Source organism: Pseudoxanthomonas sp. Soil82 (assembly GCF_040446535.1).
Classification (GTDB): Bacteria; Pseudomonadota; Gammaproteobacteria; order Xanthomonadales; family Xanthomonadaceae; genus Pseudoxanthomonas; species Pseudoxanthomonas kaohsiungensis.
This window is the reverse complement of the sequence record NZ_JBEAAK010000002.1, coordinates 87,935-112,623: the sequence shown is the minus strand read 5'-3', so window position 1 is coordinate 112,623 and position 24,689 is coordinate 87,935. Positions and strand designations below refer to the sequence as shown.

23 protein-coding genes are annotated in these 24,689 nt (G+C 70.2%); 10 read left to right on the top strand and 13 right to left on the bottom strand.

Annotated features, from left to right (window positions below; all coding sequences use genetic code 11):
• Positions 1 to 9: 9 nt before the first annotated feature.
• Complete coding sequence (gene rnd, locus ABKA19_RS05955) at positions 10 to 1,104, bottom strand: ribonuclease D (RefSeq protein ID WP_353688133.1); 1,095 nt, start codon at positions 1,102 to 1,104, stop codon at positions 10 to 12.
• A 90-nt stretch (positions 1,105 to 1,194) separates the two neighbouring features.
• On the opposite strand from rnd, the gene ABKA19_RS05950 reads away from it, so the two are divergent.
• The gene (locus tag ABKA19_RS05950) at positions 1,195 to 3,054 is read left to right on the top strand and encodes an SUMF1/EgtB/PvdO family nonheme iron enzyme (protein WP_353688132.1); all 1,860 of its coding nucleotides are present in this window, start codon (positions 1,195 to 1,197) and stop codon (positions 3,052 to 3,054) included.
• A gap of 16 nt (positions 3,055 to 3,070) precedes the next feature.
• The gene (locus ABKA19_RS05945) at positions 3,071 to 3,964 is read left to right on the top strand and encodes a M48 family metallopeptidase (RefSeq protein ID WP_353688131.1); all 894 of its coding nucleotides are present in this window, start codon (positions 3,071 to 3,073) and stop codon (positions 3,962 to 3,964) included.
• A 104-nt stretch (positions 3,965 to 4,068) separates the two neighbouring features.
• On the opposite strand, the gene phaR is transcribed toward ABKA19_RS05945, so the two are convergent.
• The 3 genes from phaR to gluQRS form a co-directional block, all read right to left on the bottom strand.
• Positions 4,069 to 4,587 carry a polyhydroxyalkanoate synthesis repressor PhaR gene (gene phaR / locus ABKA19_RS05940; RefSeq protein WP_353688130.1) on the bottom strand — a complete coding sequence of 173 codons (519 nt, stop codon included), beginning with the start codon at positions 4,585 to 4,587 and terminating at the stop codon, positions 4,069 to 4,071.
• An 86-nt stretch (positions 4,588 to 4,673) separates the two neighbouring features.
• A complete protein-coding gene (locus tag ABKA19_RS05935; protein ID WP_162375632.1) occupies positions 4,674 to 5,414 on the bottom strand; it encodes a beta-ketoacyl-ACP reductase in 741 nt (246 codons plus the stop codon).
• A gap of 27 nt (positions 5,415 to 5,441) precedes the next feature.
• Positions 5,442 to 6,401, bottom strand: a complete 960-nt coding sequence (gene gluQRS / locus ABKA19_RS05930) for a tRNA glutamyl-Q(34) synthetase GluQRS (protein ID WP_353688129.1) — start codon at positions 6,399 to 6,401, stop codon at positions 5,442 to 5,444.
• A gap of 89 nt (positions 6,402 to 6,490) precedes the next feature.
• On the opposite strand from gluQRS, the gene htpX reads away from it, so the two are divergent.
• Positions 6,491 to 7,366: a protease HtpX gene (htpX, locus tag ABKA19_RS05925; RefSeq protein WP_353688128.1), complete on the top strand. Its 876-nt coding sequence runs from the start codon at positions 6,491 to 6,493 to the stop codon at positions 7,364 to 7,366.
• A 96-nt stretch (positions 7,367 to 7,462) separates the two neighbouring features.
• On the opposite strand, the gene ABKA19_RS05920 is transcribed toward htpX, so the two are convergent.
• From ABKA19_RS05920 to ABKA19_RS05905, 4 genes are all read right to left on the bottom strand, one after another.
• Positions 7,463 to 7,798: an MliC family protein gene (locus ABKA19_RS05920; protein WP_353688127.1), complete on the bottom strand. Its 336-nt coding sequence runs from the start codon at positions 7,796 to 7,798 to the stop codon at positions 7,463 to 7,465.
• A 167-nt stretch (positions 7,799 to 7,965) separates the two neighbouring features.
• The gene (locus ABKA19_RS05915; protein ID WP_353688126.1) at positions 7,966 to 8,532 is read right to left on the bottom strand and encodes a type 1 glutamine amidotransferase domain-containing protein; all 567 of its coding nucleotides are present in this window, start codon (positions 8,530 to 8,532) and stop codon (positions 7,966 to 7,968) included.
• Between the two features lie 115 nt (positions 8,533 to 8,647).
• Complete coding sequence (locus ABKA19_RS05910) at positions 8,648 to 9,520, bottom strand: endonuclease/exonuclease/phosphatase family protein (protein ID WP_353688125.1); 873 nt, start codon at positions 9,518 to 9,520, stop codon at positions 8,648 to 8,650.
• A 24-nt stretch (positions 9,521 to 9,544) separates the two neighbouring features.
• The gene (locus ABKA19_RS05905; RefSeq protein ID WP_353688593.1) at positions 9,545 to 11,296 is read right to left on the bottom strand and encodes a M14 family metallopeptidase; all 1,752 of its coding nucleotides are present in this window, start codon (positions 11,294 to 11,296) and stop codon (positions 9,545 to 9,547) included.
• A 235-nt stretch (positions 11,297 to 11,531) separates the two neighbouring features.
• On the opposite strand from ABKA19_RS05905, the gene ABKA19_RS05900 reads away from it, so the two are divergent.
• From ABKA19_RS05900 to ABKA19_RS05890, 3 genes are all read left to right on the top strand, one after another.
• Entirely contained in the window at positions 11,532 to 13,151 is a 1,620-nt protein-coding gene (locus ABKA19_RS05900; protein WP_353688124.1) for a POT-type proton-dependent oligopeptide transporter, read from the top strand.
• Positions 13,152 to 13,160: 9 nt separating this feature from the next.
• Positions 13,161 to 13,781: a rhomboid family intramembrane serine protease gene (locus tag ABKA19_RS05895; RefSeq protein ID WP_353688123.1), complete on the top strand. Its 621-nt coding sequence runs from the start codon at positions 13,161 to 13,163 to the stop codon at positions 13,779 to 13,781.
• Between the two features lie 68 nt (positions 13,782 to 13,849).
• The gene (locus ABKA19_RS05890) at positions 13,850 to 14,704 is read left to right on the top strand and encodes a hypothetical protein (RefSeq protein WP_353688122.1); all 855 of its coding nucleotides are present in this window, start codon (positions 13,850 to 13,852) and stop codon (positions 14,702 to 14,704) included.
• A gap of 86 nt (positions 14,705 to 14,790) precedes the next feature.
• Here the strand turns inward: ABKA19_RS05890 and ABKA19_RS05885 are convergent, their stop codons facing one another.
• Positions 14,791 to 14,958, bottom strand: a complete 168-nt coding sequence (locus ABKA19_RS05885) for a hypothetical protein (protein ID WP_202935572.1) — start codon at positions 14,956 to 14,958, stop codon at positions 14,791 to 14,793.
• A gap of 181 nt (positions 14,959 to 15,139) precedes the next feature.
• Here ABKA19_RS05885 and ABKA19_RS05880 point away from each other — a divergent pair, with 181 nt between their 5' ends.
• Genes ABKA19_RS05880 through cfa form a run of 3 tightly spaced genes read left to right on the top strand, consistent with a single transcriptional unit; the run spans position 15,140 to position 17,460 of the window.
• Complete coding sequence (locus tag ABKA19_RS05880) at positions 15,140 to 15,424, top strand: GNAT family N-acetyltransferase (RefSeq protein ID WP_353688121.1); 285 nt, start codon at positions 15,140 to 15,142, stop codon at positions 15,422 to 15,424.
• Between the two features lie 56 nt (positions 15,425 to 15,480).
• Positions 15,481 to 16,326, top strand: a complete 846-nt coding sequence (locus tag ABKA19_RS05875; protein ID WP_353688120.1) for a DUF3298 and DUF4163 domain-containing protein — start codon at positions 15,481 to 15,483, stop codon at positions 16,324 to 16,326.
• Between the two features lie 12 nt (positions 16,327 to 16,338).
• Positions 16,339 to 17,460 carry a cyclopropane fatty acyl phospholipid synthase gene (gene cfa / locus ABKA19_RS05870; RefSeq protein ID WP_353688119.1) on the top strand — a complete coding sequence of 374 codons (1,122 nt, stop codon included), beginning with the start codon at positions 16,339 to 16,341 and terminating at the stop codon, positions 17,458 to 17,460.
• Positions 17,461 to 17,653: 193 nt separating this feature from the next.
• Here the strand turns inward: cfa and ABKA19_RS05865 are convergent, their stop codons facing one another.
• Positions 17,654 to 19,843, bottom strand: a complete 2,190-nt coding sequence (locus ABKA19_RS05865; protein WP_353688118.1) for a M3 family metallopeptidase — start codon at positions 19,841 to 19,843, stop codon at positions 17,654 to 17,656.
• 259 nt (positions 19,844 to 20,102) lie between these two features.
• Between ABKA19_RS05865 and ABKA19_RS05860 the strand changes: the two genes are divergently transcribed.
• Positions 20,103 to 20,597 carry a glutathione peroxidase gene (locus ABKA19_RS05860; protein WP_162375608.1) on the top strand — a complete coding sequence of 165 codons (495 nt, stop codon included), beginning with the start codon at positions 20,103 to 20,105 and terminating at the stop codon, positions 20,595 to 20,597.
• Positions 20,598 to 20,610: 13 nt separating this feature from the next.
• Here the strand turns inward: ABKA19_RS05860 and ABKA19_RS05855 are convergent, their stop codons facing one another.
• From ABKA19_RS05855 to ABKA19_RS05845, 3 genes are all read right to left on the bottom strand, one after another.
• Entirely contained in the window at positions 20,611 to 21,393 is a 783-nt protein-coding gene (locus ABKA19_RS05855; RefSeq protein WP_353688117.1) for a ferredoxin--NADP reductase, read from the bottom strand.
• Between the two features lie 151 nt (positions 21,394 to 21,544).
• On the bottom strand, positions 21,545 to 22,732 hold the full coding sequence (locus ABKA19_RS05850; RefSeq protein WP_353688116.1) for a PQQ-dependent sugar dehydrogenase: 1,188 nt from the start codon (positions 22,730 to 22,732) through the stop codon (positions 21,545 to 21,547).
• A gap of 30 nt (positions 22,733 to 22,762) precedes the next feature.
• A complete protein-coding gene (locus tag ABKA19_RS05845; protein ID WP_353688115.1) occupies positions 22,763 to 24,643 on the bottom strand; it encodes an ABC transporter ATP-binding protein in 1,881 nt (626 codons plus the stop codon).
• Positions 24,644 to 24,689: the final 46 nt, after the last annotated feature.

Here is a 24,689-nt window from a genome sequence, read left to right as displayed (position 1 = left end):
GCGGGAATTCTAGCCTGCACCGGCCTTGGGTGCCAACAGGGGGGCCAGCGCGGCTTCCAGCTCGTGGCGCCGCCAGCCCTGCAGCGCCGGTGGCCACTGTCCGCCTTCCAGCAGCGCCTCCAGGTAGCGGCGGGAGGCGAGCACGCCATCGGGCAGGCCCAGCTCCGAACTGCGGCGGGCGACGGCATCCTGCAGGCGCTTGATCGCGTTGCGGTCAGCCTCCGGCGCCGGCGCCGGCATCGCCGCCTCGTCGGGCAGCGGGGTGACCAGCGCCTGCCAGATCGCGTCGGCCAGGCGGCGGGGCGATTTCGGGGTGGCGTCCAGCTGGCGCTTCAGGGCGTCTCCGTCGGCGGGCGGGTCGCGCGCCAGCAGGACCGCCAGTTCGTTGTCGAGCACCCAGCTGCGCGGGTGGTCCTGCTCGCGCGCGTAGCGGTCGCGCCAGCGCAGCAGCCGCAGCAGGCGCCGTTGCCCGTCCCCGTCCAGGAACTGCGCGGCGCGCAGCGACAGGTGCGGCCAGGCTTCGCCTTCCTCGCGCGCCGCGTTGGCCAGGGTGCGCTCCATGTCCTCGGCCAGCCATCGGCTGCGGCCGAGCGCGTCCAGGCGCTCGATGGTGGCCGCGTACAGCGCGTCGAGGTGGCGCACGTCGTCGGCAGCGTATTCCAGCTGGGCCGCGCTGAGCGGGCGGCGCAACCAGTCCGAGCGGGTTTCGCCCTTGGGCAGCGTGATGCCGGCCACCTGGCCGACCAACTTCTGGTAGCCGAGCCCGCTGCCGATGCCGGCCAGCGCGGCGGCGACCTGGGTGTCGTACATCGGCCGTGGCAGGGTGTCGCAGGCGCACTTGAACGCGATGAGGTCCTCGCTGGCACTGTGCATGACCTTGAGCACGCCGGGCGCATCGAGCCAGGCGGCGATGGCGGCGGGCATGTCCGGCACCAGCGGATCGACCAGCAGGATTTCCGCTCCCACCGCCATCTGGACCAGCGCCAGTCGCGGCCAGTAGGTGCGTTCGCGGATGAATTCGGTATCCAGCCCGATGCGGGGCGGGGCGCTTTCCAGCCGGCGCAGGAGCTCGGCGGGCTGGTCGATCCAGAGGGGTTCTGACACGTCGGTTCCGGTTGGCGTTCGTTTGCCTGCGTGGGCTGCGATAGCCTAACGTCAAACCGCCGTCGGCGGCCGGAACGGAAGGGAGGGGCTTTGCGCGCGAGTGGGCAGCTGCTGTTGTGGACGGGCCTGCTGCTGGCGGCCTGCGCCTGCAGTCGCGCGCCCCAGGCGGCCGCTCCGCTGCCCGCCGAGCAGGCGGCGGAGGCGGGCGTGGAGCGCCCGAGCGTCACGGTCAGTGGCGACGAAAGCCTTGCGGTGGTCGGGGTATGGAGGCCGCCGGCGGTCGCCCTCGGCGAACGCGACCGTCGTCTCTGGCGCGACCAGGCGGCGCAGGCGCTCGAGGACGGGCGCCTGTTCGAGGACGCCGATGCGGCAGTGCCGATCTACTTGGCGCTGCTGCAGGCCGATGCGGACGACCGGGCGGCGCGCCGTGGCCTGGAGCGCGCGCGCGCGCGGGTGCTGGCCGAGGCCGGTGATGCCCTGGCCGGGGCGGCGACCGATCCCCAGGCGCTGGTCCGCAGCGAACAGCTGGCCGCGGTGGCACGCGTGCTGGCACCGGAGGATCCGCAGGTGCAGCAACTGCAACGCGACGTCGATGCCGCCCGGCGCCTGTCGGCGCTCGTTCGCGCCGGCGACGAAGACCTGCGCGCCGGCCGCCTGGGCGAACAGGGCAACGGCGCGCTGGCCTATTTCCGCGACGCGCTGGCGCTGCGGCCGAACGATCCGCGGGCGCTGCAGGGACGGGCCGCGGTCGAGAGCGCGGCGATCGGCCGGGCCGAGCAGGCCACGGCAAGCCTGGACTTCGGCGGCGCCGAGCGCTGGCTCGGCCACGCACAGGCGGTGCGCGAGGACGAGGCCGGCGCGGTGGCCGATGCCCGTGCCCGGCTCGAGGCCGCGCGCAATGCGCGCATCCTGGCGCTGCGCGACGCCGCGCTGCATGACCTGGTCCGCGGCGACGGCCTGCGCGACGCGCGTGCGCGCCTGGCCGAGATCCTGCAGATTGCCGCACACGGCGATCCGGTCGCCGCGCAGCTTCGCCAGCGGATCGACCTGGCCACGCATTACGGCGCCTTCCGCCCAGGCCAGGTCTTCACCGACGCCTTGCGCGACGGCAGTCGCGGGCCGCAGATGGTGGTGGTGCCGCACGGTGCGTTCCGGATGGGCGCGCTGGACACCGAGCCCGGCGCCAGCGACGCCGAGCGGCCGGCGCATTACGTGCGCTTCGACCGCGGCTTCTCGATGTCGCTGACCGAGGTGACCGTGGCCGAGTTCGGTCGCTTCGTCGCCCAGGCGGGCGCGCGGCCGCGTGCCACCCGCCGCGGCAACTCGATCGTCTACGACGAGCGCAGCGGCAACTTCGCCCGGCGCAGTGGCGCGGACTGGCGATCGGGCTACGACGGCCGCCCGGCCGACCCGGACGATCCGGTACTGCACGTGAGCGTGCGCGACGCCGAGGCCTATGCGGCGTGGCTGTCGGAGCAGACCGGCCGCCACTACCGCCTGCCCAGCGAGGCGGAGTTCGAATACGCGCTGCGTGCCGGCAGCCAGGGCCGCTTCCCCTGGGGGGACGCGGCCGTGCCGCCGGCAGGCTCGGGCAACTTCGCCGGCGGCAACGACGTTTCACCCAGCGGCCGGACCTGGAACAACGCCTTCATCGGCTTCGGTGACGGCTACTGGGGGCCGGCGCCGGTCGGGCGTTTCCAGGCCAATGCATGGGGCCTTCACGACCTGGCCGGCAATGTCAGCGAATGGGTCGCCGACTGCTGGCACGCCAGCTACCGGCGGGCGCCGGCCGATGGCGCGGCCTGGTTCAATCCCGGCTGCCGGTCGCGGGTGATCCGCGGCGGCGTCTGGTCCGGTTCGCCGGAACAGACGCGATCGGCTTGGCGGGCCTCGATGGACTCGGACATGACCAACGCGCGCATCGGCTTCCGCTTGGTGCGCGGCATCTGACAGAAGGAGTGGAGCGATGCGCAACGATCCGTTCGGCCAGTCCGGAGGCCAGGCGCCGCGCCGCCGTGGCGTCGGCCTGGGCAGCCTGCGCTGGTTGATCCTGCTCGGCTTCCTGGTCTACGGCGGCTGCTATTACCTCTCCAACCGCACCGAGGATCCCTACACCGGCGAGACCGTGCTGATCGACGGCTCGATCGGCCCGGACGAGGAACGGGCGATGGGCCTGCAGGCGTACGAGGAGATCCTCTCGCAGGAACAGCCGCTGCCCAGGAACGACCCGACATCGCAGCAGGTCGCCGCGATCGCCCAGCGCCTGATCGCGAAGGTGCCCGAGGTGACCGCCGAACTGGCCGCCGAGCACGGGATGGCCGCGCCGGAGCACTGGCGCGAGTTCGAATGGGACGTCAACGTGATCCCGTCCGACCAGGCCAACGCGTTCTGCCTGCCGGGCGGGAAGATGGCGGTGTACACCGGGCTGATCCCGGTGGCGCAGACCGAGGACGCGATGGCGGTGGTGATGGGCCATGAGATCGCCCATGCGCTGTTGCGCCACGGTGCGCAGCGGATGAGCCAGCAGAAGCTGGCGCAGATCGGGCAGATGGCCGGCGCGGCCAGCGGCATGGATCCGCAGCAGCAGCAGATGGTGATGGCGGCGATGGGCTACGGCTACCTGCTGCCCTACGCGCGCACCCACGAGACCCAGGCCGACGAGGTCGGCCTGATGCTGGCGGCGGCGGCGTGCTACGACCCGCAGCAGTCCATCGGCCTGTGGGAGCGCATGAGCCAGTCGTCGGGCGGGGAGGCGCCACCGGAGTTCGCCTCGACCCACCCGAACCCGGGAACGCGGATCCAGACGCTGCAATCGCTGATGCCCAAGGCCATGGAATACCGCCAGAAGTTCTGCCGGTAAGGCGGGGCTCGTCCTTGCGGGCAAGCCCCGCTCTACGCGGCCCGGGTCCGATCCGGGCCCTCGTGGCGCGCGAGGGAAGTGGGGCAGTCCGCGCCTGGCGGAATTCAGCGCCGGGGCTTGCCGCCGGTGCCGCTGCCACGCTCCGGTTCGCCGCGCGTTCCGGCGCCGGTGCCGGTGGGCCGGCCCAGGTTGCCGGCCAGGCCGCGCTGGAATTCCTGCCACAGCTCCAGGTTGCGCTCGGTCAGCTGGTTCATCGCCGTCCACGGCGTCTGCCCGAGCAGGTTGCCCATCTGCTGGCGGAAGGTCTGCTGCTGCTCGAGGAACAGCGTCATGCTGCGCTCGAGGTAGTTGCCCATGAAGCCCTGCAGCGAGTCGCCATAGAAGCGGATGATCTGGCTCAGCAGCTGGGTCGACAGCATCGGTTCGCCGTCCTGCTCCTGCTCGGCGATGATCTGCAGCAGCACTGAACGGGTCAGGTCTTCGCCGCTCTTGGCGTCGCGGACCTCGAACGATTCGCCGTCGAGGATGAGCTGGCGCACGTCCTCGATGGTGATGTAGCTGGAAATCTCGGTGTCGTAGAGCCGGCGGTTCGGGTACTTCTTGATGATGCGGGTGGCGGCCATCGGGCGCTCGCGGACTGGACTTCAAGAGGGGCCGAGCATGGCGCACCGCAGCAGCGCATGCAACTGCCGCAGGTCCGGCTTGACCCTCACCAGCCCATGTGGTGGCCGCCGTTGATGTCGAGGTTGGAGCCGGTGATCCACGCGGCCTGGTCGTCGACCAGGAACCCGACCGCATAGGCGATCTCCTCGGGCTTGCCCAGGCGCCCGGTCGGGATGTCGGCGGCGATCTTGGCGCGCACCTCTTCCGGGACGGCCATGACCATGTCGGTGGCCACGTAGCCGGGCGAGACCGTATTGACGGTGATGCCCAGCTTGGCGTTCTCGCGCGCCAGCGAAATGGTGAAGCCGTGCATGCCGGCCTTGGCCGCGGCGTAGTTGGCCTGGCCGTACTGGCCCTTGAGGCCGTTGATCGAGCTGATCTGGATGATCCGCCCCCACTTGCGCTCGCGCATGCCCTCGATCACCGGGCGGGTGACGTTGAACACCGAATTGAGGTTGGTGTTGATGACGTCGTTCCACTGCTGCGCCGTCATCTTGTGGAAGGTGCCGTCACGGGTGATGCCGGCGTTGTTGACCAGGATCTCCACCGGTCCGAGCGTCTTTTCCACTTCGGCGACCATCGCCTGGGCTTCGTCCGGCGAGGTCACGTCGCCCTTGACCAGGGCGATGTCGTAGCCGTCGGCCTTCATCTGCGCCTGCCAGGCCTTGGCCTTCTCTTCGTTGCGGTAGTTGGTGGCCACGCGGTGGCCCATGTCGGCCAGCTTCTTGCAGATGGCCGTACCGATACCACCGGTGCCGCCGGTGACGAACGCGACGCGACTGTTCATTGGACCCCTCCCGGAGGCGCTTGATGGCTATTCAGGCTGTTCCATCGCAGTTGTAGTGGTGGCCTGATGAAAGTGCAAGCGCGGCGTCAGGTGTATCGGATCGAAGGCCTGGCGCGCGCACCGCAGCAGTGCATCGCGGCCGGCAATGCCCCGCAACGGTGCCGGATCCTGGCCCAGCAGCGACCAGGCCAGGCGCAGCGCCGGCAGCGGGTCGCCGGTGTCCACGGGCATCGCGGCGCTGGACTTGGACAGCTTGTGTCCATGCGCGTCCACCACCAGTGGCAGGTGCAGGTAGCGCGGGGTCGGCAGGCCGAGCGCGCGCTGCAGCAGGATCTGGCGCGGCGTGGAATCGAGCAGGTCGGCGCCGCGGACCACGTCGGTGATGCCCTGCTCGGCGTCGTCGACCACCACCGCCAACTGATAGGCCCAGCAGCCGTCGGCGCGCAGCAGCACGAAGTCGCCGACCTCGCTGGCGACGTCCTGCCGCACCGGTCCCTGCAGGGCATCGTCGAAGGCGACCACGCTGCCGTCGGCCACCCGCAGCCGGAAGGCGGGGCGCGGCCGCGCCGCGGTGGCGACGCAGTGGCGATGGATGCCACCCTGGGCGGCCAGTTCGCTGCGGCTGCAGGAACAGGCGAACGCCTGTCCCCCGGCGAGAAGGCGGTCCAGCGCCGCGCGATACAGCGCATGGCGTTCGCTCTGCCAGACCACCGGCAGGTCCGGTTCCAGGCCGAAGGCGGCCAGGGTGTCCAGCTGCGCCTGCGCCGCACCGGCGACCTCGCGCGGCGGGTCCAGGTCCTCGATGCGCACCAGCCACTGACCGCCGGCATGGCGGGCCAGCAGCCAGCTGCCGAACGCCGCCAGCAGCGAGCCGAAATGCAACGGTCCGGTGGGCGAAGGGGCGAATCGCCCTCGGTAGCCCGTGCTGGCGGGCGTGTCGGTCGAACCGCTGCGCGGCGGGCGGGGTGGGGTGGTTGCGTCCTGCATCCGGGCCATGGTCGCGGCGGCGATGGCTTGATTTCAAGCCGGCCCGCTCCCATAACTCCGGCGACAAGCCAACCCCCCGGAGACTTGCCGTGTTCAGCCGTATCGCCCTGTTCCTCGCCACCAACCTGGCCGTGCTGTTCCTGGCCGGCATCATCATGTCCTTCCTGGGTGTGAACCCGAACCAGATGGGCGGGCTGCTGGTGATGGCCGCGCTGTTCGGCTTCGGCGGCTCGCTGGTCTCGCTGCTGATGTCCAAGTGGCTGGCCAAGCGCGCCACAGGCGCGCACGTCATTACCGAGCCGCGCAACGAGACCGAGCGCTGGCTGGTGGCCACCGTGCAGCGGCAGGCGCAGGCCGCGGGCATCGGCATGCCCGAGGTCGCCGTCTATGACGCGCCGGAGATCAACGCGTTCGCCACCGGCGCCAACCGCAACAACGCCCTGGTGGCCGTCTCCACCGGGCTGCTGCGGCAGATGGACGCCGACGAGGCCGAGGCGGTGCTGGGCCACGAGGTCGCGCACGTGGCCAACGGCGACATGGTGACCATGGCCCTGCTGCAGGGCGTGCTCAATACCTTCGTGATCGTGCTGGCGCGCGTGGTCGGCGGCATCGTCGACAGTTTCCTGTCGGGCAATCGGGAAGGCGAGGGTCGCGGCCTGGCCTACTTCGCCATCGTGATGGTGCTGGAGATGGTGTTCGGGCTGTTCGCGACCATGATCGCGATGTGGTTCTCGCGTCGCCGCGAATTCCGCGCCGACGCCGGTGGCGCGCACCTGGCCGGCCGCCAGAAGATGATCGCGGCACTGGAGCGGCTGTCGCAGAACCATGGGCAGAGCACCTTGCCGGCCCAGGTGGAGGCCTTCGGCATCGCCGGTGGCGTGGGCCAGGGCCTGCGCAAGCTGTTCATGAGCCACCCGCCGCTGGCCGAGCGGATCGCCGCGCTGCGCGCCACGACCGCCGCCTGATTCCACCGGCGGCGCGCCGGGGCCATGACGCCCGCCCGCGCTTCCCGGGCGGGCGTCTGCGCATGCGGGCGCCGTCAGCGCGCTTGGCGGAGGCGTTCAGTCCGCGAGACCGTTCTCGACCCGGGTGCAGGCGCGGGGCGGCGTGCCGGAGAGCGTGAGCGTGGCGGTGTCGCCCTTTTCCCAGAACTCGTTGCCATTGGCGTCGGCATAGCGGGCGCCGGACGCTGCTTCGCGCCGTGGCAGCGCCAGCTGGCCGCGCTCGTGGACCAGGCTGAGGCTTTGCGAGGCGGCATCCAGGCGCACCGCGATCCGCTGGTCGGCGCACTTCCATTGCGCCTGCGCCGGGGTCGCCGGACCGCCCGGCGGCAGCAGCGGCGGCGAAGACGCAGGCAGGGCGGCTTCGGTCGCCGGCGAGGCCGGCGCTGGCCGCATCACCGCGGTATCGGCTGGCGGCGGATCGGTCGCGGGGCCGGATGCGGCCTGGTCGTCGCGGCCGCAGGCGCTCGCCGCCAACGCCAGGCATGCCACTGCCGCCAGGCGCCACGGTGCGCATGCGCGCACCGCGCGACGATCATCCCTGCCGCTCGGCGCCGCAGGCCTCATGCCGAGGCCGCCTGGCCGGCGTGGCGCCCTTCGGCGATTTCCTCCACCAGCTTGGCGCAGAAGGCCGGCAGGTCCTTGGGCGTGCGGCTGGTGACCAGGCCCTGGTCGACCACCACTTCGCGGTCGACCCAACGGGCGCCCGCATTCTCCAGGTCGCGATGGATGTTGGGCACGGAGGTCAGCTCGCGCGAGTCGATGACGTCCGCATCCACCAGCACCCACGGCCCATGGCAGATCGCGCCGACCGGCTTGCCGGCCTCGAAGAAGGCGCGGGTGAAGCGGATCGAATCGGCGTCGTGGCGCAGCGCATCGGGATTGAACAGGCCGCCGGGGATCACCAGCGCGTCGTAGTCGGCCGCGCTCGCCTCGGCGACATCGCGGTCGACCGGCACGCTCTGGCCGCGGTCGAAGTGGCGGAAGCCCTGGATGCTGCCGCTTTCGGGCGAGACGACTTCCACTTCCGCGCCATGGTCGCGCAATGCACGCATCGGTTCGAGCAGTTCGGATTCCTCGAAGCCGTTGCTGGCGAGGATGGCGACGCGCTTGCCGGTCAGGTGACTCATCGGATACCTCCATGTTGGGTTGGCCACGCCAGCATGGCCCCGCCCGCTCCTGCCGGGCGCGAAGGCGATGTATGCAAAGCATTAAACCGACGACGGGCGCACGCGCCTGGCCGGATCAGGGCGTGGCCGGATCGTCGATGCAGAAGCGGACCCGCAGGCCGCGGTGGTCCGACGCCCACGTGCCTGCGGCATCGGGCGTGGTGAACAGCAGTTCGGCCTCCAGCGGGTGCAGGCGCCCGCGCTGCAGGAAGACGTGGTCGATCCGGGCCGGGCTGGCGAAGTAGGCCGGGTTGAGCGTGCTCGCCGCTTCCTCGTCGACGTCGGCATGCAGCGCGGCCCAGGCGTCGTCCCAGCCTTCGCGAAGCGCGGCCAGTTCGGGGGCGCCTGGCTCGGCGTTGAAGTCGCCGGCGATCGCCGAAGCGATGCCATCGGACGTGGCCTCGACATACGCCATCAGGTCGGCGAGCTGCCCGGCGCGGATGGCGCCGCCGTCGGGTGCCGAGTGGAGATGGGTGAAGTAGAGGTTCAGCGGCCGGCCGTCGACCAGCACCCGGGCCATGCCGGCGGTGCGGTGGTCGTCGAGCGGATGCAGCAGGGTCTCGCCCTGCTCGATCAGCGGCTGGCGGCTCAGCAGCGCATTGCCATAGCGACGGGCGTGGCTGGGGGGATCGGTGGTGACGAAGTGCCAGTGGTAACCCAGTTCCCGCGCCAGCCAGGTGGCCTGGTTGGGCAGGCCCTCGTGCTGCAGCACCTCCTGCAGCACGATCGCGTCCGGTTCCAGCGCACGCAGGGTGTCCACGATCTGCACGCGGCGCTTCGGCCAGTCGTCGCGGTCGTGGTACAGGTTGAGCGTGACCAGGGTGAATTCCGGCGCGGAGTCGGGCGCCTCGTCCGCCGCCGGAGGCCCGGCGGCGCCCGCCGGTGCCGGCGCCGGCAGCAGCGCGGCGCAGAGCAGCAGGCGTGAGGCGAGGCGGGGCAGGAGGCTCATGTCGTGCTCGCGGGTCGCTCGGAATCAGGTGCCCGGCGGCGGCTGGTCCAGGCGCAGCACCGGATAGAGGTCGTATCGCTCGTCCCAGGACGGGTGGCGGCGATAGAAAAAGTCGAGGCGCGCGGCCGGATCGGCGGCGAACGCCGGATCGGTGGCCAGGCGGCGATCGAAGTCCGCGCGCAGCGCCGGGTCGGCGGCCAGCATCTGACGCGCGACATCCTCGGCGACATAGTCCTCCATGTATTCCTTGCGCTCGAAAGCGTTGTTGAAGCGGCCCCAGGCCACCAGCGAATCCGGTGCCTGCGGCTCGAGCAGTGCCAGCACCAGGCGCGACAGCGGTTGCGCGACCGGCACGAACAGCGCGCCGGCGGCGACGTCGCGCGGTTCGCTCTTCCACGCGCCCTCGATGGCCAGGCGCTGGTGGCCCTCCGTGGAGGTCGCCTCGGCCTTCGCGCCGGCGGCGCGGAACGCCTGGACGGGCGCCTGCGGCCAGGCCGAGGCCAGCCGATGGAAGGCGACGCCGTGCGCCTCCAGTGCCGGCTGTACGAACTCCGCCCAGGCCGGCGGCACCAGGTAGCCGGCCGCGGGTGCGGTGGCGGTCAGCGCCGGCACTACCTCGTCGCGCAGCGGCACCCGCCAGACCTGCGGCGAGGATTCGTCGTAGCGGGTCATCAGCGCGCCGGATACGGACGATGGCGCGCGCGTGTAGGCGTAGCCGCGGAAGTCCACGGTGCGCGCCTGTCCGGTCGCCTTCCAGGCCAGCGGTTCCTGCCGACCGCCCAGCCGCGCCGCGCGTGCATCGGCCTCGAGCGCCGCGAGCCGCCACTGCGTGCCGTGCCGCGCCACCTGCTCGAGCACCGAGACGACCGCGTTGCGGGTGGTCCGCACGCGCTCGGGGTACGGCTTCCACGAGTGCGTCTCGACCAGCATGCCGAGCCGGTTGCGCAGCAGGAAATAGCCATGCGAGAAGCGTGGCGGCGCCACGCCGTCCTCGAAGCCCGAGGCCGGATCGTCCTGGACAACGAACGAGGGATAGAACGGCAGGGGCAGGGAGCCGTGGCGTCGGGCGTCGTCGATCACCGCGTCGCGCCACTGCCGGCCGATGGCGCGAAGCGCCGGGTCGCCCGCGTGCAGCGGTTCGACCTGGAACGAGATGTCGTGCTCGAACTGCGCGCCGTTGGTGGCGTGCAGGTCGACCATCGCCAGCGGATCCCACTCCTGCACCAGGCGCAGCATCGCGCGCATCTCCGGCGCATCGGCCTTGAGGTAGTCGCGGTTGAGGTTCAGGTTCTGCGCGGTGGTGCGCCAGCCCATTTCCACCGGGCCGCGCTGGTTGGGGCGGTTCCAGGCACCGAAGCGCTCGTGGCCGTCGACGTTGAACACCGGCACGAACAGCCACACCACCTTGTCCAGCGCGCCGGGCGCGGCCCGGCCTTCCAGCACCTGGCGCAGGGCCAGGAAGCCGGCGTCCTTGCCGTCGATCTCGCCGGCGTGGATGCCACCCTGGACCAGTACCACCGGCAGCCCGCGGCGGCGGGCCTCGGCCGCGTCGAACGCACCGGTCGCGGTCACCACCAGCAGTTGCATCGGCCGGCCCTCGGGGGTGGTACCGAAGCTGCGCGCGGCGACACGGTCCGGATAACGCGCCTGGAACGCGGCGGCCAGCGTCGCGACCTCCTCGTAGCGTCCGGTGCGCTGGAAGCCGCTGCGCTCGGCCACGGTCGTCAGCGGCTCGGCAGGCGCGGCCGCAAGCGCCGGGGCGGGGATCGCGGCCATGGAGGCCACTGCGGCGAGCAGGGCGGCCGAGCAGGCCAGCGCATGGATCGGGGAGGGGCTGGACGGGCGGTAGCGACGGGACATCGGGAATTCCGGCGGGGGATGGCCCATGATGCCAGCGCCGCGCGCCCCAGGCAGCCACGCGCTCGCGCCGTGGCGCGTGCCGGGATCCCCGGCGGTTCCGGAGCCGCCCGCTCTTCGGGTACCCTCGGCTTCTTTTGCAGCCGTACCGCCGATGAGCACAGCCACCGCAGACACCGGGCGCATGCCGCGCCAGATTTCCTACATCATCGGCAACGAGGCCTGCGAACGGTTCAGCTTCTACGGGATGCGCAACATCCTGGTGCCGTTCCTGATCAGTTCCATCCTGCTGGCCTACCTGCCCGAGGGACCCGAGCGCGACACCGCCGCCAAGGACATATTCCATATGTTCGTGATCGGCGTTTACTTCTTCCCGCTGCTCGGCGGCTGGCTGGCCGACCGCTACTTCGGCAAGTACCACACCATCCTCTGGTTCTCGCTGGTCTACTGCGCCGGCCACGCCTGCCTGGCGCTGTTCGAGAACAACGCCACCGGCTTCTACACCGGCCTGTTCCTGATCGCCCTGGGCTCGGGCGGGATCAAGCCGCTGGTGGTGTCCTTCTGCGGCGACCAGTTCGACCAGAGCAACAAGTCCAAGGCCAAGCTGGTCTTCGACGCCTTCTACTGGATCATCAATTTCGGCTCGTTCTTCGCCTCGCTGCTGGCGCCGCTGTTCCTGCGGCACTGGGGGCCTGCGGTGGCGTTCGGTATTCCGGGCGTGCTGATGTTCATCGCCACCTTCGTGTTCTGGCTGGGGCGCCGCTATTACGTCAACGTGCCGCCGTCGGGCAACGATCCGCACGGGTTCTTCGAGGTGGTCAAGACCGCGTTGCGCACGCAGCGCCAAGGCGAAGGACGACCCGGCTATTTCGCGGCGATGGCAGGCCTGGCGCTGGCGGTCGCGCTGCTGGGCCTGTGGGCGCTTTCGCTGGCCGGTGCCGCCCCCGCATGGTGGCCGGACTTCGGGTTCGTCATCTCCGCGTGCCTGGCGCTGGGCGTGGTGATCGCGTTCGGCGGCTGGGGCGCGTCGATGCAGCTCGAGCGTGCGCGCGGCCTGCATCCGGACGCGGCGGTCGACGGCGTGCGCGCGGTGCTGCGCATCCTGATCGTATTCGCGCTGGTGACCCCGTTCTGGTCGCTATTCGACCAGAAGGCGTCGACCTGGATCATCCAGGGGCGCGAGATGGTGATTCCGCACCACGCCGCCTGGTGGCCGAGCTGGCTGATCAAGGACGCCGCGCAGATGCAGGCGCTCAACCCGCTGCTGGTCATGCTGCTGATCCCGTTCAACAACCTGGTCCTGTATCCGGCCCTGCGCCGGCTGGGCTGGGAGCCGACAGCGCTGCGCCGGATGGGCTGGGGCATCGCCATCTCCGGCCTGTCCTGGATCGTGGCCGGCGCCCTGCAGTTGTGGCTCGACGGGGGGCAGCAGGTCTCCTTGACCTGGCAGGCGCTGCCCTACCTGCTGCTGACCTTCGGCGAGGTGCTGGTCTCGGCGACCGCGCTGGAGTTCGCCTACAGCCAGGCGCCGCACGCCATGAAGGGCGTGATCATGGCGTTCTGGTACCTCACCAGCACCTTCGGCAGCCTGTGGGTACTGCTGACCAATTTCGGCATCCGCAACGAAGCCGTGCTCGGCCGCATCGCCGGCACCGGGTTGAGCGAGAACGCCTTCCTGATGTTCTTCTTCGCCGGCTTCGCGTTCCTGGCCGCGCTGGCGTTCGCCGCCTACGCGCGCCGCTACCCGATGCAGGACAACTACCGCGTCGCCTGAGGTCGTTCGATGTCGTCTCCCGTCACCCTCATCCTGATCGCCGTCACCGCACTGGTCTCATGGCTGGCGTTCAAGGACCGGCGCCTGGTCGACCGGCTGATCCTGTGGCCGCCGGCCGTCTCGAGGCGGCACGAGTACTGGCGCCTGGTGAGCTACGGCTTCCTGCATGCGGACTTCCCGCACCTGCTGTTCAACATGATCACGCTGTTCTTCTTCGGTCGGCTGATCGAGCAGGTGATGCGGGAGCTGACCGGCAGCGCCCTGACCTATCCGCTGTTCTACCTGGCGGCGCTGGTGGTTTCGATCCTGCCCAGCTACCTGAAGAACCACGCCAATCCCAACTACTTCAGCCTCGGTGCCTCCGGCGCGGTGTCTGCGGTGCTGTTCGCCTTCATCCTGATTTCGCCGTGGTCGCTGATCTTCGTGTTCTTCATCCCGGCGCCGGCGATCCTCTATGCGGTGTTCTACGTCGGTTACAGCATCTGGATGGACCGCAAGGGTGGCGACCGGATCAACCACAGCGCGCACCTGGCCGGCGCGGCGTTCGGCGTCATGTTCATGCTGGCCATGGAGCCGCGCCTGGTGCAGGTGTTCATGGAGCAGTTGCTGAACCCGAGCTTCAACCTCTGAGTCGCGCTCACCTGGCGTGAATGCGGGGCATGCCACGGTGATCCGCGTCCAGGCCAGAGGAGGCGGAGATGGCAACCCGGAGCAAGCGGACCCCTGCCGGCGGCAAGTCGGCGACATCCAGTAGAGCGGCCAGGCCGGCGCGCAGGGCGCCGGCGAAGAAGACCGCCGCAAAATCGGTGGCGGGCGCGGCCACGCGCAAGCTCGCCGCGAAGAAGCCGCTCAAGGCTACAGCCAGGAAGGCTCCGGCCAGGAAAGCTGCGGCCAAGGGCGTGGTGGCGAAGAAGTCGGGTGTCGCCAGGAAGTCCGCGACCAAGAAGGCTGCAGCCAAGAGGGCCGCGACAAAGAAGCCTGCCGCCGAGAAGTCTGCGACCAAGAAGTCTGCCGCCCAGAAGACTGTCCCGAAGAAGAGCGCGACGAAGAAGACCGCCACGAAGAAGACCGCGACCAAGAAGACCGCGACCAAGAAAGTCGCCACCAGGAACGCATCGACCGGGAAGGTATCCACCGGCACGAGGAAGGTGGTCGAGGCGGGGGGGCCGAAGAAGGCTGCGATCGCGAAGAAGGCGGCGTCGAAGGCCGTGATGCCGTCACGCCGCACCGCCAACGGAGCCAAGTCGCGCAAGGCGGTGCGCCCCGCCGCGGGAGGCCGCCGCAAGGCGCCGCCGTTGACCCCGGAACAGGCGCTGGCACGTACCCGCGAACTGTTGCAGGCGCACCAGGAGCACGCCCGGGAAACGCCCGCATGGAGGCAACTGGAGGATCCGCACGCCGCGCCGCAAGCCGTCGGCGCTGCCGACCACGCATCGGCCGAGGCCGAGGCCAGGCTTCGCGAACTGCACGCCGGGGAAAGCCGGATGCGGGCCATCCAGGGCAGCGTCAGCACCCATGACCGGCGCAACCAGCGCAAGCGCGATCACCGGTAGCCATCAACAAAAAGGGCAGCCCCGCCGCCGACGGAGCTGCCCCCGGACGCAAGCGCGCGTTTCCGCGCTGCTTCGTCCTTCCCCCGTCAGTTGGTCACGGCGTAGGCGTGCTTGAGCCGCTCGTAGACCACGCTGTCGAGCTGCTCGAACTCCCAGCCATCGGTGTGGCCGTTGACGACGAGCTGGTAGAGGCCTTCAAGCAGCGAGGAATCGCTGGCGAAATCGGTCGGGCTGTTGTGTTCCAGTGCATTCATGGTGAGGTTCCCTGCAGACTCTGGCTCGGTATCGCTTGCCTGAATCAACGCACAACCCGTGCCAACCCGGAGGCCCGCCGCAGCCACCTGTTCAGCAATGTCGTCACCCCGCTTTGGCGGCGTTCAGGCCAGAATGTGACGCAGGACGTCGCCTTCTGCCGCCACCCTCCCTGGAGCCGCCATGACCGACCTTCCCTCCGTGGAGCATGACTCCGGCCGCCAGCGCTTCCACGTGGAGGTGGAAGGCCACCAGGCCGAGCTCGTCTACCGCGTCCAGGACGGCAGGCTGGTGATCGACCACACCGGGGTCCCGGCCGCCATTGGCGGCCGCGGCATCGCCGGACATTTGGTGCGGGCGGCGTTCGAACATGCACGGGAGCAGGGCTGGCGGGTTGTTCCCGCCTGCGCCTACGCCCGTGCCTGGGTCGCCCGCCATCCGGCGTATGCCGGATTGGTGGCCGGCTGACCGCTCCCCGGGCCTGCGGTCGGCAGGCTTTCCGTATTGCACAAAGGAGGTGCCGCATGACCCTGAACCGCCCCATCCGGATCGTCCTCGCCCTGCTGCTCCTGCCGGCGGCGGTAGCCTGCCAGCGCGGGAACGACCCGGTCCCGGCGACCACCGATCCGGGGCCCGCCGCCGCGGCCGCGCCGGAACCTTCGGCTCCCGCGGCGGCGGCCGAAGCGCCGGTCTCCCTGGACGATGTGATCGAGACCGACCCGCGTTACGTGGTCGGGATCAGCTACCCGCCGGGCGTGGCCGCCGACCCGGGCCTGGCCCGCGCCCTCCACGGTTACGCCGAGGCGGCCCGCGGCGAACTGATGCAGGCCGTGTCCGGCCTGCGGGAAAAGCCGACCGCGCCTTACGAGCTGTCGCTGGGTTTCCGCGAGGTGATGCGCAGCAGCGAGGTGGTGGCGGTGGCGGCCGACGGCAGCCTGTACACCGGCGGCGCCCACGGCCAGCCCCTGCTGGCCAGGTTCGTCTGGCTGCCGCGCCAGCAGCGCATGCTGACCGCGCAGGACCTGCTGGCCTCGCCCGAAGGCTGGCGGTCGGTGGCCGATTACGTCGGCGAGCAGTTGGGTGCAGCGGCGCACACGCGCGCCGCCGACGAGGCGCTCGAATCCGGCGATCGCGAGCGGCTGCTGGCCGTGGCCCTCCGCATGATCGATGAGGGCACCCGCCCGGTACCCGAGAACTTCGCCCAGTTCGAACCGGTGCCGGCGGCCGACGGCCGCATCGCCGCGCTGCGCTTCGTGTTCCCGCCCTACCAGGTCGGACCGTACGCCGACGGCGTGCAACGCGTGGAGGTGCCGGCGGCGGTGCTCAAGCCGCTCCTGGCGCCCGATGTGAGTCCGCTGTTCGTACCCTAGGCCGACCGCCCCATGTCCGCCGCATCGCGCTCGCGCCGCCGGATCGAGGCCCTGCTCGACGAAGCGGGCGTGCGCGTGGACGGTGGACGCGACTGGGACCTGCAGGTACACGACGACCGGCTTTACGCGCGCCTCCTGGCGCAGGGGTCGCTCGGGCTCGGCGAGTCGTACATGGACGGCTGGTGGGATGCGCGTTCGCTGGACGGTTTCCTTGCCCGCCTGATCGACGCACGCCTGGACGAGCGCGTCCATGCACTGGCCGAGGTCGGCGACGCGCTGCTGGCGCGCCTGTCCAACCGCCAGTCGCGCACGCGCAGCGCCGAAGTGGCCAAGCGCCACTACGACCTGGGCAACGACCTGTACGCGACCATGCTCGGCTCCCGGCTGGTCTACAGCTGCGGCTACTGGCGCCAGGCCGGCGACCTGGACGCGGCGCAGGAGGCCAAGCTGGACCTGGTCTGCCGCAAGCTCGAGCTGCGGCCCGGCATGCGCGTGCTCGACATCGGCTGCGGCTGGGGCGAGGCGCTCAAGTTCGCGGCGCAACGCTACGGCGTTGCCGGGGTGGGCGTGACCATCTCCGGCGAACAGGCCGATTTCGCACGCAAGCTCTGCGCCGGGCTGCCGGTGGAGATCCGCCTGCAGGACTACCGCGAGCTCGATGAACCGTTCGATGCGGCGTTCTCGATCGGGATGTTCGAGCACGTCGGCGACCGCAACTACCGCACTTATTTCGAGGTGGTCCAGCGCTGCCTGCCGCCGCATGCACTGTTCCTCCTGCACACGATCGGCCGCAACGTCTCGACCCACCACACCGATCCCTGGATCGCCCGGTACATTTTCCCCAACTCGATGCTGCCGTCGGCCGCGCAGGTGGCCTCCGCCAGCGAAGGGCTGTTCGTGATCGAGGACTGGCACAACTTCGGCACCGACTACGACCGCACCCTGCAGGCCTGGCGGACCAACATCGAGGCCGCCTGGCCGCGACTGGACGCACGCTACGACGAGCGCTTCCGGCGCATGTGGCGGTTCTACCTGGCCGGTGCGATGGCCAGCTTCCGCACCCGGCGCGCGCAGCTCTGGCAACTGGTGCTGTCGCCGCGGGGCGTGCCCGGCGGCTACCTCGCGCCGCGTTGAGGCCCGGGCGCGCGGCCACCGACACCGGCGGCGAAAAAAACGCCAGTCATCTTGACAGCCACGCCACGCCTGGCGCGCCGGCGATTATCCACAGCTTTGTGCAGGCGTCATCCACACCGCCTGTGGAGAACCCGGCGCCGGAAACGACTGCGCCACCCGGAGGTGGCGCAGTCGCTGTGGCAGGGCGATGGGATCAGCGCGGCGGCGCCGCGTCCAGCCCGCGCTTCTCCAGCAGCGGCTCGATCTTCGGGTCGTGGCCGGCGAAGTCGCGGAACAGCTGCATCGCATCCTTGCTGCCGCCGCGCGAGAGCAGGGTGGCGCGGAAGCGGTCGCCGTTCTCGCGCTTGAGGCCGCCATTGGCGCGGATCCAGGCCTGGGTGTTGGCGTCCAGCACCTCGGACCAGATGTAGGCGTAGTAGCCGGCCGCGTAGCCGCCCATGATGTGGCTGAAGTACGGGGTGCGGTAACGCGGCGGCACCGGGCGGAAGTAGATGCCGTCGTCCTTCAGCGCCTGCGCCTCGAACGGCATCACCCCGGCCGCGTCGGGCGCCTTGTCGGCACTGAGCTGGTGCCAGCGCTGGTCGAGCATCGCCGCGCCCAGGTACTCGGTGGTGGCGAAGCCCTGGTTGAACTTGCTCGCGGCCAGGACCTTGTCCAGCAGCGCCTGCGGCATCGCCTCGCCGGTCTGGTAGTGCTTGGCGTAGTTGGCCAGGATCGACGGCCAGTCGGCCCACATCTCGTTGACCTGCGAGGGGAACTCGACGAAGTCGCGCGGCACGCTGGTGCCGCTGAAGTACGGGTAGCTGACGTCGGAGAACATGCCGTGCAGCGCATGCCCGAACTCGTGGAACATCGTGGTGACCTCGTCCCAGGTGAGCAGCGTCGGCTGGCCGTCGGCGGGCTTGGTGATGTTCTGGTGGTTGGCCACCACCGGCTGGGTGCCGCGCAGCTTCGACTGCGAGACGTAGGAGTTCATCCAGGCGCCGCCGCGCTTGGACTCGCGCGCGTACGGGTCGAAGATGAAGATCGCCAGCTGCTTGCCGTCGGCGTCGAACACGTCGTAGGTCCAGGTGTCCTCGCGGTACTTGGGCAGGTCGGTGCGTTCCTTGAACGTGATCCCGTACAGCTGGGTCGCTGCGAAGAACACGCCGTTCTCCAGCACGTTCTTCATCTCGAAGTACGGCTTGAGCTGCGACTCGTCGAAGTCGTACTTGGCCTGGCGCACCTTCTCGCTGTAGTACGCCCAGTCCCACGGCTCCAGCTGGAAGGTCGGCTCGCCCTTGGCGGCCTGCTCCTGGTCGATCATCTTCTGCAGCTCGGCCGCCTCGCGGGTGGCGTTGGCCACCGCGGCCGGGGCCAGCTTGCCGAGCATGTCGTTGACCGCCTGCGGGGTCTTGGCGGTGGCGTCTTCCAGCGCGTAGGCGGCGTGGTTCGGGTAGCCGAGCAAGGCGGCGCGGTCGGCGCGCAGCTTGATCACCTGGGCGACAACGCCGGTGTTGTCGTATTCGTTGCCGCGGCTGCCACGGGCGATCGACGCCTCGAAGATCTTCTGCCGCGCATCGCGGTTGCTCAGGTAGGTCAGCGGCGGCTGGCCGGTGGTGTTGAGCAGGGTGACCACGTACTTGCCGTCCAGCCCGCGCTTCTTGGCCTCGGCGGCGGCCGCGGCGATCTGCGCTTCGGACGAGCCGGCCAGCGCGTCGGCGCTGTCGAAGGTTACCGCCGAGGCGTTGACTTCGTTGAGCACGTTCTGGTCGAACTGGGTGCCCAGCGTCGCCAGCTGCGCGTTCATGTCCTTGAGCTTGGCCTTGTCGGCGTCGGACAGCTTGGCGCCGGCGCGGACGAAGTCGGTGTAGTAGCGCTCGACCAGGCGCACGCCTTCGGCGTCCAGGCCGAGGGTGTCGCGCTGGTCGTACAGCGCCTGCACGCGCTCGAACAGCTTGCCGTTCAGGTAGATCGCATCGCGGTGGGCGGCGAACTTTGGCGAGTAGTCGGCGTCGAGCTTCTTGCGCGCGTCGTTGGTGTCGGTGCTGGACAGGTTGAAGAAGACGGTGGCGGCGCGATCGAGGACCTGGCCGCTGTTCTCCATCGCGATGATGGTGTTGTCGAAGGTCGGCGCCTCGGCATTGTTGGCGATCGCCTCCACTTCCTTCAGCTGCTCGGCCATGCCGGCGTCGAAGGCCGGGCCGAAATCGCTGTCCTTGATCCGGTCGAAGTGCGGGTACTGCAGCGGCAGTTCGCTCTGCACGAAGAACGGGTTGTCCTGGGTGGCCGGGGCGGCCTGTTCGGCGGTGGCGCCGGCGGCGGGACTTTCGGTGCGGTTGCAGGCGGTCATGCCAAATCCAAGGGCGGCGGCGAGCGCCAGGTAAAGGCCGGTCTTCTTCATTACAACGGATCCTGCGGGAAAGATTCCGTTGAATCTAACCCGCCCGCCGGGGCGGCCGCCCGTGACGAAAGACACGGGCGCCGGCCCGGCCCGGGGCCGGGTCCCGGTCACGGGCGTCTCGAAGCGCGGTGCGATCCACGAAGCCGGAGGCCAGGCGTTTCGCTGGCCGTGCTGTTTCCGGGGCTGGCGCCAGGGCCAAGGCCGGACACCTTCGGATGGCGGCGGGCTATGCTGGCCGCGAATCCTCCGCGAACCGCCCATGACCGTCGCCTACGATTTCACCGCCACCGACATCGACGGCCACCAGCGGCCGTTGTCCGAATTCGCCGGACAGGTACTGCTGGTGGTGAACGTCGCCTCGCGCTGCGGCTTCACCCCCCAGTACGCGGGGCTGGAGCAGCTGTGGCGGGAGCGCAGCGGGCAGGGCCTGGCGGTGCTGGGCTTTCCCTGCGACCAGTTCGGCCACCAGGAGCCGGGCGACGAAGCGGCGATCCGCGATTTCTGCGCGCTCAACTTCGGGGTGACCTTCCCGATGTTCGCCAAGGTCGAGGTCAACGGCCCCGGCGCCCATCCGTTGTGGGCCTGGCTTCGGCGCGAGAAGCGCGGCCTGCTGGGCACCGGCGCGATCAAGTGGAACTTCACCAAGTTCCTGGTCGGCCGCGACGGCCGGGTGCTGGCGCGCTACGCACCGCGCACGCGCCCGGAGGCGCTGCTGGGCGCGATCGACCGGGCACTGGCCCGGCCGCCGCGCTGACAAGGCCGGCGCCTCACTTCTCGACGAAGGCGCGCTCGAACACGTACTGGCCCAGGGTGCCGATCCGCGGCGAGGCGGTGAAGCCGCGTCCATCGAGCAGGGCGCGGAAGTCGGCCAGCATCTGCGGGCTGCCGCAGATCATGGCGCGGTCGTGCTCGGCCTCCAGCGGGTCCAGGCCCAGCGTGCGCATCATCTGGCCGCTGGCCATCAGGTCGGTCAGGCGGCCGTGGTTGGGGAAATCTTCGCGGCTGACGGCCGGGTAATACAGCAGCTTCTCGCGGATGATCTCGCCCAGCAGCTCATGGTTGGGCAGCTCCTTCTCGAAATAATCGCGGTAGGCCAGGTCGCCGGCGCTGCGCACGCCGTGGCACAGGACCACGCGCTCGAAGCGCTCGTAGGTTTCCGGATCCTTGATCACCGACAGCCACGGCGCCAGGCCGGTGCCGGTGCCCAGCAGGTACAGGTTGCGGCCCGGATGCAGGTCGCTGATCAGCAGGGTGCCGGTGGGCTTGCGCCCGACCAGCACGGTGTCGCCGGGCTGGATGTGCTGCAGGCGCGAGGTCAGCGGGCCGTTGGGGACCTTGATGCTGAAGAACTCCAGCTGCTCTTCCCAGTTGGCGCTGGCGATCGAATAGGCGCGCAGCAGCGGCTTGCCGCCCTCGGTGGCCAGCCCGATCATCACGAACTGGCCGTTCTCGAAGCGGAAACCGTCGTCGCGGGTGGTGGTGAAGCTGAAGTAGTCGTCGGTCCAGTGACGGACGTCGAGCACCGTTTCGGTGCCGTAGGCGGAGGACATCGGGTATGCGGCGTGGGGATGTTCGCCGCGTATTGTAGCCGACCGGCCGGGGCCGGCCTTGCGCAGGGTCAGGGCGCAAGGCCGGCGGGTGCGGTGCGTGCCGGCCGCTCCGTGCCGGCGGCTGCCGGCCACGGAGCGCCAGGGGAGCGGCTCAGGCCTGCGGTGGCTCCAGCTTCAACAGCTTGCCGTCCTCTTCGTCGGTGACCAGGTACAGGTTGCCGTCGGCGGCCACGCGCACGTCGCGGATGCGCTCGCCCAGGTCCTGGAGCAGTCGCTCCTCGGCCACGACGCGGTCGCCCTCGAGCTGCAGCCGGATCAGGTTGCGTTGCGCCAGCGCTCCCAGGAACAGGCTGTCGTTCCAGGGCTTGCCCGCCTGGCCGGTGTAGAACGCCATCCCCGACAGCCCGGGGGAAACCTCGAACACGAAGTGAGGCGGCTCCATGCCTTCCTTCTCCTTGCCCACCGCCTCGGGGATCGGCTGGCCGGAGTAGTTGATGCCGTGGGTGACGATCGGCCAGCCGTAGTTCTTGCCGGGTTGGGGCAGGTTGACCTCGTCGCCGCCGCGCGGTCCGTGCTCGACCTCCCACAGCGTGCCGGTGCGCGGGTCGATGGCCAGCCCCTGCGAGTTGCGGTGGCCGTAGCTCCAGATTTCCGGCCGCGCGCCGTCCTGGCCGACGAAGGGATTGTCCTCCGGCACGCTGCCGTCCAGGTTCAGGCGCACCAGCTTGCCCTGCAGCTTGTCCAGCTCCTGGGCCGCCGGGCGCAGGGTGCGGTCGCCCTGGCTGATGAACACGTGGCCGGCGTCGTCGAAGGCGAAGCGGGAGCCGTAATGGTTCTCCGCATTGACCTTCGGCTCCTGCCGGTAGAACACGGTCACGCCCTCCAGGCCGGCCTCGCCCAGGGTGGCGTAGGCGGCACTGGTGCCGGCCAGTCCGTCCTCGCCCGGCTCGGCGTAGCTGAGGTAGATGCGGCGGCTCTGCGCGAAATCCGGTGCCAATGCCACGTCCAGCAGGCCGCCCTGGCCGCGCGCGGAGACGTCGGGCACGCCGGCCAGCGGCGCCGAGACGTCGCCGTCGGCCGACACGCGGCGCAGCGCGCCGCCGCGCTCGGTCACCAGGAATCCGCCATCGGGCAGCGGCGCCAGCGCCCAGGGGTGCGCCAATCCGCGGGCGATCACGCTCAACCGGGCTTCGCCCTTCTCGGTGGCGATGGTCTGCGCCGGTTCGCTGGCGGCGGCGGGCGTGGATGCCGGTGCGGCAGCATCCTGGGCGGGCTTGCAGGCGGCCAGGCCGAAGCAGGCGGCGAGGGCGAGGGCGGCGGAGGCGTGTGGCGGGCGCATGCGTCGTTTTCCGGGCGGGGCGTGAGGCCGTTAACGATAGCCGGCGGCCTGCAGTTCGAACAACTCCGCATAGCGCCCGCCCTGGGCCATCAGCTGGTCGTGGGTGCCGCTGGCCTCGACCCGGCCCCCGGCCAGCACCAGGATGCGGTCGGCCATGCGTACGCTCGAGAAGCGGTGCGAGATCAGCACCGCGGTACGCCGCTGCGAGAGCTCCTTGAAGCGCTGGAACACCTCGAACTCGCTGCGCGCATCCAGCGCGGCGGTCGGTTCGTCCAGGATCATCACCTGCGCGTCGCGCATGTAGGCGCGGGCGATGGCGATCTTCTGCCACTGGCCACCGGACAGGTCGATGCCGTTCTTGAAGCGGCGGCCGATCACCTGGTCGTAGCCCAGCGGCAACGCCTGGATCGTCGCATCGGCCATCGCCTGCCGCGCGGCGTCGCGGATGCGCGCGCTATCGTCCAGCGCCTCGATCCGGCCCACGCCGATGTTCTCGCCGGCGGTGAGGTGGTAGCGGACGAAGTCCTGGAAGATCACCCCGATGTTGGCGCGCAGGTCGTCCAGGTCGTAGTCGCGCAGGTCGCGGCCGTCGAGCAGGATGCGGCCTTCGTCCGGCTCGTACAGCCGCGCCAGCAGCTTGACCAGGGTGGTCTTGCCGGCGCCGTTCTCCCCGACCAGGGCCAGCACTTCGCCGGCATGCAGCTCGAAGCCGACGCCCCGCAGCGCCCACCCGTCCGCACCGGGATAACGGAAGCCGACGTTGTCGAACACGAAGCCGCGCTCGATCGGCCGCGGCACCGGGATCGCATCCGGGCGCGAGGCGATCTCCGGCTCGATCTCGAAGAACGAGTAGAGGTCGTCCAGGTACAGGGCCTGGCCGGCGACCTGCGAGAATCCGACCAGCAGGCCCTCCAGCAGCTGACGCAGGCGGCGGAAGCTGCCGGCGAGGAAGGTGAGGTCGCCGATGCTGAAGTCGCCGGTGACCGTGCGCCAAGCGATGTAGGCGTAGGCGACGTAGTAGCCGAGCGTGCCCAGGGCCGCCAGCAGCGCGCCCCAGAAGGCGCGACGCCGGGCCAGGGCGCGGTTGGCGAGGTAGAACTTCTCCGCCAGCGCGCGGTAGCGCCCGACCAGGAAGCGGTGGAGGTTGAAGATCTTCACCTCCTTGGCCGTTTCCACGCTGGCGCCGGTCTGGCGCAGGTACTCGAGCTGGCGGCGTTCGGGCGTCCACTGGTAGTTGAGCGAGTAGCCCAGCGCATTGAAGTGCGCCTCGCCGATGAACGCCGGTACCAGGGCGACGGCCAGCAGCAGGATCAGCCAGGGGGCATAGACCAGCAGGCCGGCGGCGAAGGCGACCACGGTGACCGCGTCCTGCGCCTGGCCGAACAGCTGGCTCATCAGGTTCATCCGGCTCATCGTCAGGCGCCGGGCGCGGTCGAGCTTGTCCTGCAGGTCCGGGTCCTCGAAGTCCTCCAGGTCCAGGGTCGCCGCATGTTCCATCAGGCGCACGCTGCTGGCGTTGGTGAACAGTTCCGAGAGCAGCCCGTCGGCGTAGCTCACCAGCCGGCCGAGCAGGTCAGATGCCACGGCCAGCACGAACTCCAGCCCAAGCAGCCAGAGCAGGTGGTCGAGCTCGCCGCCCTGGATGGCCTGGCCGAGGCCTTCGACCTGCAGGCCCAGGCCGACCACGCGGATCGCTTCGTCGATGATCAGCTTGCCGATGTAGAGCATCACCACCGGCATCAATGCGCGAAGCAGGCGCAGGCCGAGGCTGGTCAGGGTCAGGCCGGGGCTGGTGTGCCAGATCTGGCGCAGGAACGGTGGCAGGTTGCGCATCGCGTCGAAGCGTTCGCGCAGGCTGGGGTTGCCGCGTTCACGGCGCGGCTTGGGCGAAGGGGCGGGGGAGGCGGCCATGCCTGCATTGTGCCGTGCCGCGGTGAGCGGACGGTCTAAAAGACTG

Coding starts and splice junctions, on each gene's coding strand:
- ABKA19_RS05915 (WP_353688126.1), bottom strand. CDS start 8,532: ATGAGTCACCTGACCGGCAAGCGCGTCGCCATCCTCGCCAGCAACGGC.
- ABKA19_RS05890 (WP_353688122.1), top strand. CDS start 13,850: ATGGCAACCCGGAGCAAGCGGACCCCTGCCGGCGGCAAGTCGGCGACA.
- ABKA19_RS05845 (WP_353688115.1), bottom strand. CDS start 24,643: ATGGCCGCCTCCCCCGCCCCTTCGCCCAAGCCGCGCCGTGAACGCGGC.
- ABKA19_RS05945 (WP_353688131.1), top strand. CDS start 3,071: ATGCGCAACGATCCGTTCGGCCAGTCCGGAGGCCAGGCGCCGCGCCGC.
- ABKA19_RS05855 (WP_353688117.1), bottom strand. CDS start 21,393: ATGTCCTCCGCCTACGGCACCGAAACGGTGCTCGACGTCCGTCACTGG.
- ABKA19_RS05920 (WP_353688127.1), bottom strand. CDS start 7,798: ATGCGGCCAGCGCCGGCCTCGCCGGCGACCGAAGCCGCCCTGCCTGCG.
- ABKA19_RS05935 (WP_162375632.1), bottom strand. CDS start 5,414: ATGAACAGTCGCGTCGCGTTCGTCACCGGCGGCACCGGTGGTATCGGT.
- ABKA19_RS05905 (WP_353688593.1), bottom strand. CDS start 11,296: ATGGCCGCGATCCCCGCCCCGGCGCTTGCGGCCGCGCCTGCCGAGCCG.
- ABKA19_RS05875 (WP_353688120.1), top strand. CDS start 15,481: ATGACCCTGAACCGCCCCATCCGGATCGTCCTCGCCCTGCTGCTCCTG.
- ABKA19_RS05850 (WP_353688116.1), bottom strand. CDS start 22,732: ATGCGCCCGCCACACGCCTCCGCCGCCCTCGCCCTCGCCGCCTGCTTC.
- phaR (WP_353688130.1), bottom strand. CDS start 4,587: ATGGCCGCCACCCGCATCATCAAGAAGTACCCGAACCGCCGGCTCTAC.
- ABKA19_RS05895 (WP_353688123.1), top strand. CDS start 13,161: ATGTCGTCTCCCGTCACCCTCATCCTGATCGCCGTCACCGCACTGGTC.
- ABKA19_RS05860 (WP_162375608.1), top strand. CDS start 20,103: ATGACCGTCGCCTACGATTTCACCGCCACCGACATCGACGGCCACCAG.
- gluQRS (WP_353688129.1), bottom strand. CDS start 6,401: ATGCAGGACGCAACCACCCCACCCCGCCCGCCGCGCAGCGGTTCGACC.
- ABKA19_RS05900 (WP_353688124.1), top strand. CDS start 11,532: ATGAGCACAGCCACCGCAGACACCGGGCGCATGCCGCGCCAGATTTCC.
- ABKA19_RS05910 (WP_353688125.1), bottom strand. CDS start 9,520: ATGAGCCTCCTGCCCCGCCTCGCCTCACGCCTGCTGCTCTGCGCCGCG.
- ABKA19_RS05880 (WP_353688121.1), top strand. CDS start 15,140: ATGACCGACCTTCCCTCCGTGGAGCATGACTCCGGCCGCCAGCGCTTC.
- ABKA19_RS05885 (WP_202935572.1), bottom strand. CDS start 14,958: ATGAATGCACTGGAACACAACAGCCCGACCGATTTCGCCAGCGATTCC.
- cfa (WP_353688119.1), top strand. CDS start 16,339: ATGTCCGCCGCATCGCGCTCGCGCCGCCGGATCGAGGCCCTGCTCGAC.
- ABKA19_RS05865 (WP_353688118.1), bottom strand. CDS start 19,843: ATGAAGAAGACCGGCCTTTACCTGGCGCTCGCCGCCGCCCTTGGATTT.